The following is a 12422-nucleotide window of genomic DNA, read 5'->3' as shown; positions in this document are numbered from 1 at the left end:
GGGCCGAGTTGACGGAGACCGGATCGAGGCAGTACGTATCACTGACTGAACGGTTCGGTCAATCTGAGCGGTGGCGATGACGGGCGCGGCGACACTGACGCGGGGGCAGGGCACCCAGCCGGGGCCATCCTCGGGCGAGGGCGAGAAGCGCCGCCAGATCCTTGAAGGCGCGCGGCAGGTCTTCATGGCCTCGGGCTTCGACGGCGCCAGCATGGGCGAGATCGCGAAGGCCGCCGGCGTCTCGAAGGGCACGCTCTACGTCTACTTCGATAGCAAGGAGGCGCTGTTCGAGGCCCTGACGGTCGAGGAGAAGGAAGGGCTCGCCGAGAACCTGTTCCGTCTCGACGAGGCGGACCCGGACGTGCGCGCCGTGCTGACACGGCTGGGTGCCAGCTACCTCGCGATGATGGCGCGGCCGGAGCATGTCTCGATCATCCGCATGGTGATCGGCGCCTGCGAGAAGTTCCCCCGTTTCGGGCAGGCCTTCTACGAGGCCGGGCCGGCCTGCGGCGTCGGGCGGCTCAAAGCCTATCTCGACGCGCAGGTGACGGCCGGACGGTTGCGGGCCTGCGATACGGAGCTCGCCGCCAAGCACTTCCTGCAACTCTGCCAGGCCGGGATGCTGACGCGCCTCCTGTTCAACGCGGGCGCGGCGCCGACCGACGACGAGATCCGCCACCGGGTCACGGAGGCGGTGCGGGTGTTCCACGCGGGGTACGGGCCGGAGGTGTGAGGCCGCCGGATCAGCCCGCCGCGCGCAGCCGCGGCAACGCTTCCGCCGACCAGGCCCGCGCCTCGGCGTCGATGGCGAGGGCCTCGTCCACGTCCGCGGGGGCGCTGCGGTGGATGCCGGCAAAATGCGTGCAGGTCCGCTCGACCAGATCGGCGATGCCGTAGAACGGGATCTCGCCGCGGATGAAGGCCGCCACCGCGATCTCGTTGGCCGCGTTCATCACGGTCGGGGCCGCGCCGCCGTCACGGAGCGCCGCGCGGGCGATGCGCAGACAGGGGAAGCGCTCCTCGTCCACCGGCTCGAAGGTCAGGCTGCCCGCCGCCGCGAGGTCGAGGGGCCGGCCACGCGCGATGGTCAGGCGCTCGCCCAGCCCCAGGCAGTGGGCGATCGGCACGCGCATGTCGGGCATGGCCAGGCCCGCCGTCACCGCGCCGTCGAGCCAGTAGACGAGCCCGTGCACGATCGATTGCGGGTGCACGATCGCGTCGAGCCGGTCGTGGCCGAGGCCGAACAGGTGGTGCGCCTCGATCAGCTCCAGCCCCTTGTTCATCAGGGAGGCCGAATCGATGTTGATCTTCATGCCCATCGACCAGGTCGGGTGGGCGGCGGCCTCGGCCGCGGAGGCCGCCGCGATGCGCTCGCGGTTCCAGGTGCGGAACGGGCCGCCCGACGCCGTGATCGTCATCTTGGCGACGTCCGAGACCGGGCCGTGGCCGAGCGCCTGAGCGAGCGCGTTGTGCTCGGAATCAACCGGCAGCAGGGTCGCGCCGTAGCGCTTGGCGTCGCGCATGAAGGCCTCGCCCGCGCAGACGAGGCTTTCCTTGTTGGCGAGCGCCACGGTGCGGCCGAGGCGGAGCGCCGCGTGGGTGGGCTTGAGGCCGGCCGCCCCGCTCACCGCCGCCACCACGATGTCGGCGTCGCGGGCAACCGCCTCCATGACCGCGTTCTCGCCCGCCCCGTTCGGGATGCCGGAACCGCTGAGCGCCTCGGCGAGCGCCGGGCCGGCCGCCGCGTCGGCGAGCGCGGCGAACTCCGCCTTCATCGCGCGGGCGAGCTTGGCGAGCGCGGCCGCGTCGCGCCCGCCCACCACCGCGCCGACCCGGAAGCGATCGGCGTGCTGGGCGAGGAGGTCGGTGGTCGAGCGGCCGATCGAGCCGGTCGCGCCGAGCACGGAGACGGTGAGAGCCACGGAAGAAAACTCCTTCAGGCGGCGAGGCGCCGCGCGACCAGGAACAGGCCGGCGAGCAGCGCCACCGCGAAAAATCCGTCGAGGCGGTCCATCACGCCGCCGTGGCCGGGGATCGACCGGCCCGAATCCTTGACCCCGTAATGCCGCTTCAGGGCGGATTCGAGGAGATCGCCCGCCTGGCTCAGCACCGAGGACACGGCGCTGACCAGCGCCACCAGGGCGAGGTTGGTCTCGGCCAGCGGGCTCCAGCCCTGCTGGCGGGCGAGCATGACGAGGGCCGTGCCGGCGACGACCGCGCCCACGAGGCCGCCGATCGCGCCCGACCACGTCTTCTTCGGCGAGACCGCGGGCATCAGCTTCGGGCCGCCGAAGGTGCGGCCGGTGAAGTAGGCCACGATGTCGGTCGACCAGACCACCGCGAACATCCAGGCGGGGCCGAGGATGCCGATCTCCGGCGCGTCGCGCAAAGCGGGCGGCACCAGGGCGATCACGGCCCCGCCGAGCAGGGCTCCGAGGGCTCGGAGCCGGCCCGGGTTGTCGTGCGGGAGGGCGAGGCAGACCGCCGCGCCACCGGCGAGGATCGTGAGGCCGACCCAGACGGGAACCTCCCGCTCCAGGCAGATCGTGAGCGCGGCGAGCGTGACCGCGGTGACGCCGAGGAGGGCGCGACGCGGCAGCGTGCGGCTCATGCCGATCCACTCGCCCGCGCCGACGATCGCGGCCGCGAGCCAGATGCCGGCGAAGGCCCAGCCGCCCAGAACCAGTCCCGAAACGACGAGCGCGGCCAGCACGCATCCTGAGAGGACGCGCAGACCCAGTTCCCGGCTGCCGAAGGCCTTCCGCGGCGGTGCCGCTTCTCCCGCCATCACGCGCGGTCCCGACGCGTCTCGCGTCAGACCTGCATGATCTCCTTCTCCTTGGAGGCCAGCACGCCATCGATCTCGGCGATGAATTGGTCGGTCGCCTTCTGCACGTCGCCGGCTTGGCGCTTCTCGTCGTCCTCCGAGATGGCGCTGTCCTTCAGGAGCTTCTTGAGGTGGTCGAGCCCGTCGCGGCGCACGTGGCGCACGGCGACGCGCGACTCTTCGGCGTACTTGTGGGCGACCTTCACCATCTCCTTGCGGCGCTGCTCGTTCATCTCGGGGATGCGGAGCCGGATGGTCTGCCCTTCCGTCTGCGGGTTGAGGCCGAGATCGGACTCGCGGATCGCCTTCTCGACAGCGGTGACCATGCTGCGGTCCCAGACCGAGATGGAGAGCAGGCGCGGCTCCGGCACGCTCACCGTCGCGACCTGGGCCATCGGCATCATCGAGCCGTAGGCGTCCACCTGGATCGGGTCGAGCAGGCTCGGGGTGGCGCGGCCGGTGCGCAGCGACCCCAGATCCTTCGAGAGCGAGGCCACCGCGCCCTGCATGCGGCGCTTGATGTCGTTGAGGTCGAAGTCCGGTGTGGCCATCTCGTCAAATCCCGACGCGTTCGCGGAAGGTAAGGGCCCGGGCCGCGCGGGCCCGGATGTTCGGCGCCTCAATGAACGAAAACCGGAGCGCCCGCAAACGGATCGGGCGGATTTCGCCCCGGCTTACGGCACCACGTGCGTGCAGGGCGCGCCGCCGGTCAGGATCGCGGTGATCGAGCTCGGCGCGTGGACCGAGCCGACCACGATCGAGAGCCGGCTCTCGCGGGCCAGCGCGAAGGCGGCGGTGTCCATCACCTTGAGGTCGCGGGCGATCGCCTCGTCGTGGGTGATGCGGTCGTAGCGCGTTGCGTCCGGGTTGGTCTTCGGATCGGCCGAGTAGACGCCGTCCACCTGGGTCGCCTTCAGCACGGCCTCGCAGCGCAGCTCGGCTGCACGCAGCACGGCCGCCGTGTCGGTGGTGAAGTACGGGTTGCCGGTGCCGCCGGCCAGCACCACGACCTGCCCCTTGTCGAGGTGGTGGAGCGCGGGCTGGCGCGCGAAGGTCTCGCAGATCGTCGGCATCGAGACCGCCGACATGGTCCGCGCCTGGACACCCGCGGCGTTCAGCGCGGTCTCAAGCGCCAGCGAGTTCATCACGGTCGCCATCATGCCGAGCGAGTCGCCCGTCGCCCGGTCGATGAAGCCGGCCTGCGAGATGCGCGCGCCGCGGATCATGTTGCCGCCGCCGACCACCAGGGCAACCTGGATGCCGGTCGCGATCGTGCGGGCGATGTCCTCGGCCAGTCCTGCCAGCGTCGGCGGGTGGAGCCAGTAGCCGTCCGGTGCGGCGAGCGCCTCGCCGGAGAGCTTCACCAGGACACGGCGAAAGGGCGTTTCCGGCATATAGACTCCTCCGCCGGAGCGCGGCCGGCCTGCTCTCGAACCGAGGGGCTTCTACGCGAACCGGCCCGGCGGCGTCGAGGGTTGCCGGGCTGGTTCAGGCGCGGCTCGTCGCCGAGGCCGATCCGTTCGGCAATCGTACAGCTTGGCCGGACTAGGGAGGGAATGAAGCCGGCAGCGGCGGGCGCCCTGCGACCCGCGGCCGACGGCGCGATCCAGGGCCACGCGGCCGGGTATCCCGGTGCGGCGGTCCATCCGACCGGAGCCGTTCGTGTCGCCCACCGCTCTTCCGACCGCCGCCTCGCAGGCTCTCGTCCCCGCCGCCGGCCCCGACGTCGTGATCGCGATCCCCGTGCGCAACGAGGCCGAGCGCATCGCGGCCTGCCTGCGGGCGATCGGAGCGCAGACCGGGCTCGCCCCGGGTCGGCTCGGGCTGGTGCTGTTCCTCAACAACTGCACGGACGGCACGGAGGCCATCGTCGCCGACCTGCAGGCCACCCTGCCCATGCCCGTGCGGGTGATCACCGCGACCTACGACCGGGCCCATGCGGGCTGGGCGCGCCGCGCCGCCATGGACGCGGCCGCCGCCTGGATCGAGGCGGGACCCGGGACCGGCACCATCCTGACCTCGGACGCCGACAGCCGGGTGCCGCCGGACTGGGTCGCCCGCAACCTCGCGGCGCTCGACGCCGGCGCCGATGCGGTCGCCGGTCGGGTGGAGCTCGCCCCCGAGGAGGCCGCTCTGCTGCCGCCCTCGCTGCCGGCGCGCGGCAAGCTGGAGGACGCGTACGACGCACTGATCACCGAGATTGAGACCTGCCTCGATCCGGACCCGCACGATCCCTGGCCCTGCCATCGCACCACGATCGGCGCCTCGCTCGCCGTGCGCTCGGGCGCCTACGCCCAGGTCGGCGGCATGCCGGAGATCCCGCTGGGCGAGGACGGCGCCTTCGTGGCGGCCCTGCTGCAGCAGGGCTTTCGCGTGCGCCACCCGCGCGACGTGGTGGTGACGATCTCGGCGCGGCTCTCGGGCCGGGCACCCGGCGGCGTCGCCGACACGATCCGCGCCCGCTGCGAGGAGCCCGATGCCCTCTGCGACGCCCGTATGGAGCGGGTGCCCCGGCTGATGCTGCGCTGCTGGCTGCGCCACCGCCTGCGCCGTCTGCACGCGTCCGGCCGGATGGGGCGCGACCTCGCCTGGGCGCGTCGGCTCGGTGTGCCGGCCGAGGAGGCGCGTCGGATCGCCGCGATGCCCCGCGTCGGCGAGGCGGTCGCGGCCGCCGAGCGCGCGAGCCCGCGCCTCGTCTTCCGGCCGGTCGGGCCGCGGCAACTGCCGGGACAGATCCGTCTGGCGCGGGCCGCGCTGGTGATGCTGAGGCCGGTCTCGCGGATCGCCGCAAGGCTTCGGCGGGGTGAGCAGGCCGCTTCCGTATCGCCGCTGTCTGCTACCGCGCCGGGACAGTAAGGGGTGCGCTTTCCCTCCCCCCTCTGCGGGGGAGGGTGGGCCGGCCGCCAGGCCGGGGTGGGGTTAGGGGAGCGACGGTGCAGGATGCGCTCCGCATCGACGCTGAGCCTTTGCCTGAAGCCGGGTTCCCCTCTCCCGTCGCCCTTCGGGCGCCACCCTCCCCCGCACAGGGGGGAGGGAGAGCGACGTGGTGGCCCGAAAACGAGAAAAGCCCCGGCCTCTCGGCCGGGGCTTCTCCATTACGTACAGCCCTCGGCCGATCAGGCGCGGCCGGCCTGCTGGGCGACTTCGGTGGCGAAGTCCGGACCCTCTTCCTTCTCGATGCCCTCGCCGAGCGCGTAGCGCACGAAGGCGGTCAGGGTGACCGGGGCGCCGACCTTGCCGGCGGCTTCCTTGAGCACCTGCGAGATGGTCTTCGAGCCGTCGTGCACGAAGGGCTGCTCCAAGAGGGTGACCTCCTTGTAGTAGCTCTTCAGGCCGCTCTCGACGATCTTGGCCATGACGTGGTCCGGCTTGCCGGCGTTCTTCTCGCGCAGGATGTTCGACTCGCGCTCGACCGTCGCGGCGTCGACGCCCGAGGCGTCGAGCGCCACCGGGTTGGTCGCGGCGACATGCATGGCGATCTGGCGGCCGAGCGCGGAGAGCGCGTCCACGTCGCCCTCGGACTCGAGCGCGACCAGCACGCCGATCTTCCCGAGGCCCTCGGAGATCTGGTTGTGCACGTAGGACGCGATCACGCCCTTGCCGACCTCGAGCTTGGTCACGCGGCGCAGCGTCATGTTCTCGCCGATCGTGGCGATCAGGCCCTGCAGCTTGTCGGCGACGGTCTCGCTGGCGCCCGGGAAGTGGGCGGCCTGGAGACCCTCGAGCGTGCCGTCACTGTTGAGCGCGATCTTGGCGGTCTCGCGGGCGAAGGCCTGGAAGGCGTCGTTGCGGGCGACGAAGTCGGTCTCGGAGTTCACCTCGACCACCGCGGCGTGGCGGCCGGCGGACTCGACGGCGACCAGACCCTCGGCGGCGACGCGGCCGGCCTTCTTGGCGGCCTTGGCGAGGCCCTTCTTGCGCAGCCAGTCGACGGCGGCCTCGAGGTCACCCTGGGTCTCGTTCAGCGCGCCCTTGCAGTCCATCATGCCCGCGCCGGTCTTCTCGCGGAGCTCCTTCACCATCGCGGCAGTGATGTTGGCCATGGCCGGTCCTTTCGTCTCGCTCCCGTGGGAGCCGTCAGATGAGAGGGCCCGGCGCCCTGTGGAGCGCCGGGCCCGGAGATGGGTTTCTCAGGGAAGCCGGATCGGCGAGAGCCGACCCGGACTTCTGAAAAGACTCAGGCGGCTGCAGCGGCCTCGACGAAGCCGCGGGCCTGGTCGACCCAGCCGTCGCGGGCGATGCGGCCGTTGAGCTTCAGGTCGCCGTCGACCTTGGCGACGTCGTCCGCGCTCATCGCGGCGATCTGCCAGTAGTGGTAGATGCCGGCGTCATTGAGCTTCTGCACGATCTGCGGGCCGGCGCCGTTGAGCTTGGTCAGGTCGTCCGGCGCGCCGCGCGGGGCGGCGAGTAGCTCGAAGTGCTCGGTCGACTCGGCGAGCAGCGCCACGTCGGCCGGGTCGAGCGCCTCGGACGAGACCGCGAGGTCGTCGTTGGCCGGCAGCTCCTCGGCCATCGGCTCCTCGGAGGCGCCGAGATCGACGCCCGACGAGCCCTGAGCGCGCGAGATGCCGTCGATCGCCGCGCGGGCGATGAGGTCGCAGTAGAGCGCGATGGCGCGGCCGGCGTCGTCGTTGGCCGGGACGATGTAGCTGATGCCGTCCGGGTTGCAGTTGGTGTCGACGATGGCGGCGACCGGGATGCCGAGGCGGTTCGCCTCCTTGATCGCCAGCTGCTCCTTGTTGGTGTCAATCACGAACAGCAGGTCGGGCACGCCGCCCATGTCCTTGATGCCGCCGAGCGCCTTCTCGAGCTTGTCCTTCTCACGGGACAGCATCAGGCGCTCCTTCTTGGTAAGGCCGGGGCCGCCGGTCTCGAGCGTCTCGGTGACCTTGCGCAGGCGCGCGATCGAGCCCGAGATGGTCTTCCAGTTGGTCAGCATGCCGCCGAGCCAGCGGGAGTTGACGTAGTACTGGGCCGAGCGCTTGGCGGCGTCGGCGATCGTGTCGGCGGCCTGGCGCTTCGTGCCGACGAACAGCACGCGGCCGCCGCGGGCGACGGTGTCGCTGACGGCCTGGAGGGCCTGGTGCATCGCCGGGACCGTCTGGGCCAGGTCGATGATGTGGATGTTGTTGCGGGTGCCGAAGATGTAGGGCTGCATCTTCGGGTTCCAGCGGTGCGACTGGTGACCAAAATGGGCGCCCGCCTCAAGGAGCTGGCGCATGGTGAAATCGACGGCCATGATTCACTTGTTCTCCGGTTGATACCGCCGCGGAGGAAGCGACCGGCCGATCCGACCAGCCACCGGAAACGCCTCATTCAGTCATGAGGCCAGCCCCGCGTGTGGAATGGGCGGGCCCATAGCAGAGGGCGGCCCTGAAGGCAATCGCGCGATGGGCGCGGGACCGCAGATCAGCCGGCGAACAGCGCGGCGATCTCATCCGGCCCCATCAATCGATAATCGCCTGCCGCCAGATCCTCTGGAAGGTCGAGGCCGCCGACCCGGTCGCGGTGAAGCGCGGTCACATGGTTGCCCAGTGCCGCGAACATGCGGCGGACCTGGTGGTAGCGCCCTTCGGTCAGCGTCACGGTGCAGCGCGTCGCGCCGTCCGGCTCGAAGCCCACCGGCAGGAGGGGACGGTCCTCGCCCTCCAGCATCAGGGTGCCGGAGGCCAGGATCGCGCCCTCGTCGCCCTTCAGCGGCCGGTCGAGGGTGACGCGGTAGCGCTTGGCCACGCTCGCCTTCGGTGAGATGATCCGGTGCAGCAGCGCCCCGTCGTCGGTGAGCAGGAGGAGACCGGAGGTCTCCTTGTCCAGCCGTCCGACCGTCGAGAGGGCCGGGTCGCGCCGGCGCCAGCGCTCGGGGAGCAGGCCGTAGACCAGCGGGCCCGCCTCCTTGTGGGAGCAGGTGACGCCCAGCGGCTTGTGCAGCATCAGGCAGAGGCCGGGCAGCGGGTCGAGGAATTCGCCGTCGATCCGCATCCGGGCGGGCAGGTCCGGGTCGAGCACGATGCGCGCGCCGGCATTTGCGATCGGGGCGCCGTCGCGCACGATGCCGCCCGCGCGGGCGAGGCCCTGGATCTCCCGGCGGGAGCCGTAGCCCAGATTGGCGAGCAGCTTGTCGAGGCGCACCGCCTTGCTCATCTGCGCGCCTCGTAGACCTTGTAGCCGTTGGCCGAGGCCCTGAGCGTCACCTCCGCGAAGGCCTCGCCCAGCACGCGCTCGTAGGGCAGGTGCGCGTTGGCGGTGAGCCAGAGCGCGCCGCCGGCCCGCAGGCTCGCGGCCGCGCGGGCGATGAAGCTCTGGCCGAGCGCCCGGTCCTCGGCGCCGCCGTCGTGGAAGGGCGGGTTCATCACCACGAAGTCGAGCTTCGTCAGATCCGGATCGGCCGTGCGCAGGTCGGCCCAGCGCACGGTCGCGCGGGAATCGCCGAGGTTGCGCCGGGCCATCTCGACGGCGCGGCGGTCGATGTCGATGCAGGTGAGCATGGTCACCGCCTCCGAGGCCAGCACCGCGCGGGCGAGGATCCCGAGGCCGCAGCCGAGATCGGCGCCGCGCCCGCGCAAGGGGGGCAGCGTGGCCAGCAGCAGCGCGCTGCCCGGATCGAGCCGGTCCCAGGAGAAGATGCCGGGCTGCGTGCAGAGCGCGAGATTGTCGACGTGGCGCGGACCGCCCTCGGCGATCGCCTCCTCGAGGCCCCGGGGGGCCTCCGGGCGGGGCGTGGCGCAGATGCGGTGATGGCGTCGCGCCTCCTCGTCGACCGCGCAGCCGAAGCCGGCGAGTTCCTTCGCCAGCCGCGAGCCGCCGCGGTCCTTCGGGGCGAGCGTGGTGAGACGCCCGCCGGGCCTCAGCGCGCGGAGCGCCAGCGCCAGGGCATAGCGGCGCTCGACCGTGCCGGGCGGCGCGAGCAGGATGGCGGCCTCGAGGCTCCCGGGCGCCACGTCCTCCAGGCGCGCGGAGCCGGGGATCAGGGGCGAGACCTGGGCGGCGCCCGCCGGGATCTCGGCGAGCTCGGCCGGGGGCAGGCCGTACAGGATGGCTGTGGGTTCGGTCATGGGGAAGCGGGTCAGCCCCGCGGGAACTCGAGGCCCATCTCGCGGTAGCGCGCGGGGTCGTCGGCCCAGTTCTCGCGCACCTTCACGTGCAGGAAGAGGTGGACCTTGGCGTCCGCGGCCTCCGCGATCTCGATGCGGGCCGCCTGACCGATCGCCTTGATGGTCTGGCCGCCCTTGCCGAGCACGATCGAGCGCTGGCTCTCGCGTTCCACGAAGATCGTCTGCTCGATGCGCACCGAGCCGTCGGGCCGGATCTGCCACTGGTCGGTCTCGACGGTGGAGCGGTAGGGCAGTTCCTCGTGCAGGCGGTCGTAGATCTTCTCGCGGGTGATCTCGGCGGCGAGCATGCGCAGGGGCGCGTCCGAGACCTGATCCTCGGGATAGAGCCAGGGCCCCTCGGGCATCAGGGCGGCGAGCGACCGCTTCAGCGTCTCGACCCCGTCGCCGTTCAGCGCCGAGACCATGAAGGTCTGCTCGAACGGGATGAGGCCGTTGAGCTTGGCGGCGAGCTCCAGCAGGCGCTCGCGCGGGATCAGGTCGATCTTGTTGAGGATCAGGATGCGCGGGCGGCGCACGTCCTTCAGACGGGCCAGCACCGCCTCGACCTCCTCGTCCACGCCCTTCCGGGCATCGACCAGCAGGCAGACCGCGTCGGCATCGGCCGCCCCGCTCCAGGCGGAGTGGACCATCGCCCGGTCGAGGCGGCGCTTGGGCGCGAAGATGCCGGGGGTGTCGACCAGCACGATCTGCGCCGTGCCCTCGATCACGATGCCCCGCACCAGCGCGCGGGTCGTCTGCACCTTGCGCGAGACGATCGAGACCTTGGTGCCGACGAGGCTGTTGAGCAGCGTCGACTTGCCGGCGTTCGGAACGCCGATCAACGCGACGAAGCCCGCGCGCGCGCCATCCGGTGTGCCCGGCAGCGGAGTCGGTGCCTGGGATATGGTGTCGGGTGTCTCGTCAGCCATCGTTCGGTTCCGTCGGAGCGGCGTCCGCGATGCCCTCCCGTTCCATCAACGCGCGGGCGGCCTCCTGTTCGGCGACCCGTTTCGAGGGGCCCTCGCCGATCCCGGGCTCCAGCCCCTCGACCTGCGCGGCGATGCGGTAATGCGGCGCGTGGTCCGGCCCGGAGCGCTCCACCACCGCGTAGGTAGGCAGCGGGAGACTGCGCGCCATCGCCCATTCCTGGAGGGCCGATTTGGCGTCGCGCCCGCGGGGGGCACCGGTCAGCGCGGCCGGCCGGAAGGCGGCCTCCACGATCTCGCGGGCCTTCAGGTAGCCGGCATCGAGGTAGACCGCGCCGAGGATCGCCTCGCAGACGTCGGCCAGGATCGTCTGGTTGCGCCGCGCGCCGCCGCTGACCTCGCCTTGGCCGAGCACGAGGTGCGGCCCGACCTCCCAGGCATTCGAGACCGCCGCACAGGTCTCCCGGCGCACGAGGCCCGCGAGCCGGCGCGACAGCTCGCCCTCGTCGGCGTCGGGCAGCGCGGCGTAGAGCAGGTCCGCCACCGCGAGGCCCAGCACTCGGTCGCCGAGGAATTCAAGGCGCTGGTAGCTGCCCCCGCGCCCGCCGGCCTTGCTGACATGCGTCAGTGCCCGCTCCAGCAGGGCGCGGTCGGCGAAGCTGTGGCCGATGCGGGCCTCCAGCAGGCCCAGCGGCGGCTTGGGGCGCCGTCCCCGCCGCGCGGCGGCGGAGGGACGCGCGGCGTCGTCGGTCACGTCAGCGTCCGTCAGTTGATGGTGCTGAACAGCCGGCCCCAGCGTGTCTTGGTCGGCCAGTTCCAGATCTGCCAGGCGGGCGTGCCCTCGTCGATCGAGAAGAAGATCATCTCGGCGCGGCCGACGAAGTTCTCGAACGGCACGTAGCCCACGTTGGCGAGGTCGCGCGAATCGGTGGAGTTGTCGCGGTTGTCGCCCATCATGAAGTAGTGACCGGCCGGCACGGTGTAGACCTCGGTCTTGTCCCAGAATCCGTTGTCGCCGTTGATCTCGATCACCCGGTGGGTGACGCCGCCGGGCAGGGTCTCGTTGTACTGGGGCACCTTGGTGACCTGCCCGTAGGCGTCCAGCGTCTCGTAATCGGCGATGCGCTCGCGCTTGACCGGCTTGCCGTTGATGTTGAGCACGCCCTCGATGACCTGGATCTTGTCGCCCGGCAGGCCGATCACGCGCTTGATGTAGTCGGTCGCGTTGTCCTTCGGCAGCTTGAACACCGCGATGTCGCCGCGCTTGGGCTCGGCGCCCCAGATCCGGCCGCTGGCCTTGATCGGAATGTACTCGCTCAGCGGCAGCGAGTACTTGGAGTAGCCGTAGGAATATTTCGACACGAACAGGTAATCGCCCACCAGGAGCGTTGGAACCAGCGACGACGAGGGGATGTTGAAGGGCTGGAACAGCAGCGTGCGCACGACGAGCGCGATCAGCAGCGCCTGGATGCCGACCTTCAGGGTCTCGCGGGTGCTGGCCCAGATGCCGGGGTCGCCGGTCTGGTGGTCTCTGTCGTGATCCACGCGCGCGCGTTCCATCAGCTCGATCCCGTCGCC

Annotated in this window: 13 protein-coding genes; 2 read left to right on the top strand and 11 right to left on the bottom strand. The window is 71.5% G+C overall.

Translation table 11 applies throughout. From position 1 onward, the window contains the following. Nucleotides 1–76: 76 nt before the first annotated feature. Nucleotides 77–733, top strand: coding sequence for a TetR/AcrR family transcriptional regulator (locus MFF54_RS07655; protein WP_238302025.1), 657 nt, complete (start codon nucleotides 77–79; stop codon nucleotides 731–733). A 10-nt stretch (nucleotides 734–743) separates the two neighbouring features. Here MFF54_RS07655 and dxr read toward each other — a convergent pair whose 3' ends face one another. The 4 genes from dxr to pyrH all read right to left on the bottom strand — a co-directional run bounded on the left by dxr (nucleotide 744) and on the right by pyrH (nucleotide 4221). Then, nucleotides 744–1922, bottom strand: coding sequence for a 1-deoxy-D-xylulose-5-phosphate reductoisomerase (dxr, locus tag MFF54_RS07650; RefSeq protein WP_238302024.1), 1179 nt, complete (start codon nucleotides 1920–1922; stop codon nucleotides 744–746). Nucleotides 1923–1936: 14 nt separating this feature from the next. Next, nucleotides 1937–2788, bottom strand: coding sequence for a phosphatidate cytidylyltransferase (locus MFF54_RS07645; RefSeq protein WP_238302023.1), 852 nt, complete (start codon nucleotides 2786–2788; stop codon nucleotides 1937–1939). 26 nt (nucleotides 2789–2814) lie between these two features. After that, complete coding sequence (gene frr, locus MFF54_RS07640; protein ID WP_109950723.1) at nucleotides 2815–3378, bottom strand: ribosome recycling factor; 564 nt, start codon at nucleotides 3376–3378, stop codon at nucleotides 2815–2817. A 123-nt stretch (nucleotides 3379–3501) separates the two neighbouring features. Then, nucleotides 3502–4221, bottom strand: a complete 720-nt coding sequence (gene pyrH, locus MFF54_RS07635) for a UMP kinase (RefSeq protein ID WP_238302022.1) — start codon at nucleotides 4219–4221, stop codon at nucleotides 3502–3504. A 268-nt stretch (nucleotides 4222–4489) separates the two neighbouring features. Here pyrH and MFF54_RS07630 point away from each other — a divergent pair, with 268 nt between their 5' ends. Next, nucleotides 4490–5683, top strand: a complete 1194-nt coding sequence (locus MFF54_RS07630; protein WP_238302021.1) for a glycosyltransferase family 2 protein — start codon at nucleotides 4490–4492, stop codon at nucleotides 5681–5683. A 260-nt stretch (nucleotides 5684–5943) separates the two neighbouring features. Here MFF54_RS07630 and tsf read toward each other — a convergent pair whose 3' ends face one another. The 7 genes from tsf to lepB form a co-directional block, all read right to left on the bottom strand. Further along, a complete protein-coding gene (tsf, locus tag MFF54_RS07625) occupies nucleotides 5944–6870 on the bottom strand; it encodes a translation elongation factor Ts (RefSeq protein WP_238302020.1) in 927 nt (308 codons plus the stop codon). A gap of 134 nt (nucleotides 6871–7004) precedes the next feature. Further along, nucleotides 7005–8066 (bottom strand): 30S ribosomal protein S2, encoded by a 1062-nt coding sequence (locus tag MFF54_RS07620; protein WP_238302019.1) that lies wholly within the window; start codon nucleotides 8064–8066, stop codon nucleotides 7005–7007. 170 nt (nucleotides 8067–8236) lie between these two features. Beyond that, complete coding sequence (locus MFF54_RS07615) at nucleotides 8237–8968, bottom strand: pseudouridine synthase (RefSeq protein WP_238302018.1); 732 nt, start codon at nucleotides 8966–8968, stop codon at nucleotides 8237–8239. Further along, a complete protein-coding gene (locus MFF54_RS07610; RefSeq protein WP_238302017.1) occupies nucleotides 8965–9879 on the bottom strand; it encodes a class I SAM-dependent methyltransferase in 915 nt (304 codons plus the stop codon). The genes MFF54_RS07615 and MFF54_RS07610 overlap by 4 nt, the downstream gene beginning before the upstream one ends. Nucleotides 9880–9890: 11 nt before the next feature. Beyond that, entirely contained in the window at nucleotides 9891–10847 is a 957-nt protein-coding gene (era, locus tag MFF54_RS07605) for a GTPase Era (protein ID WP_238302016.1), read from the bottom strand. Then, nucleotides 10840–11598 (bottom strand): ribonuclease III, encoded by a 759-nt coding sequence (rnc, locus tag MFF54_RS07600; protein ID WP_238302015.1) that lies wholly within the window; start codon nucleotides 11596–11598, stop codon nucleotides 10840–10842. Before rnc ends, era begins: the two co-directional genes overlap by 8 nt. Before the next feature lie 11 nt (nucleotides 11599–11609). Beyond that, entirely contained in the window at nucleotides 11610–12404 is a 795-nt protein-coding gene (lepB, locus tag MFF54_RS07595; RefSeq protein WP_238302014.1) for a signal peptidase I, read from the bottom strand. Nucleotides 12405–12422 lie beyond the last annotated feature (18 nt).

The sequence above is a fragment of the Methylobacterium gregans genome (assembly GCF_022179245.1).
Lineage (GTDB): Bacteria > Pseudomonadota > Alphaproteobacteria > Rhizobiales > Beijerinckiaceae > Methylobacterium > Methylobacterium gregans.
This window is presented reverse-complemented; position numbering and strand designations above follow the sequence as displayed.

Bases quoted from the DNA above. Each gene is read 5' to 3' on its own strand.
- MFF54_RS07610 (WP_238302017.1), bottom strand. From the start codon at position 9,879: ATGACCGAACCCACAGCCATCCTGTACGGCCTGCCCCCGGCCGAGCTC.
- MFF54_RS07655 (WP_238302025.1), top strand. From the start codon at position 77: ATGACGGGCGCGGCGACACTGACGCGGGGGCAGGGCACCCAGCCGGGG.
- tsf (WP_238302020.1), bottom strand. From the start codon at position 6,870: ATGGCCAACATCACTGCCGCGATGGTGAAGGAGCTCCGCGAGAAGACC.
- frr (WP_109950723.1), bottom strand. From the start codon at position 3,378: ATGGCCACACCGGACTTCGACCTCAACGACATCAAGCGCCGCATGCAG.
- MFF54_RS07615 (WP_238302018.1), bottom strand. From the start codon at position 8,968: ATGAGCAAGGCGGTGCGCCTCGACAAGCTGCTCGCCAATCTGGGCTAC.
- pyrH (WP_238302022.1), bottom strand. From the start codon at position 4,221: ATGCCGGAAACGCCCTTTCGCCGTGTCCTGGTGAAGCTCTCCGGCGAG.
- MFF54_RS07645 (WP_238302023.1), bottom strand. From the start codon at position 2,788: ATGGCGGGAGAAGCGGCACCGCCGCGGAAGGCCTTCGGCAGCCGGGAA.
- MFF54_RS07620 (WP_238302019.1), bottom strand. From the start codon at position 8,066: ATGGCCGTCGATTTCACCATGCGCCAGCTCCTTGAGGCGGGCGCCCAT.
- lepB (WP_238302014.1), bottom strand. From the start codon at position 12,404: ATGGAACGCGCGCGCGTGGATCACGACAGAGACCACCAGACCGGCGAC.
- era (WP_238302016.1), bottom strand. From the start codon at position 10,847: ATGGCTGACGAGACACCCGACACCATATCCCAGGCACCGACTCCGCTG.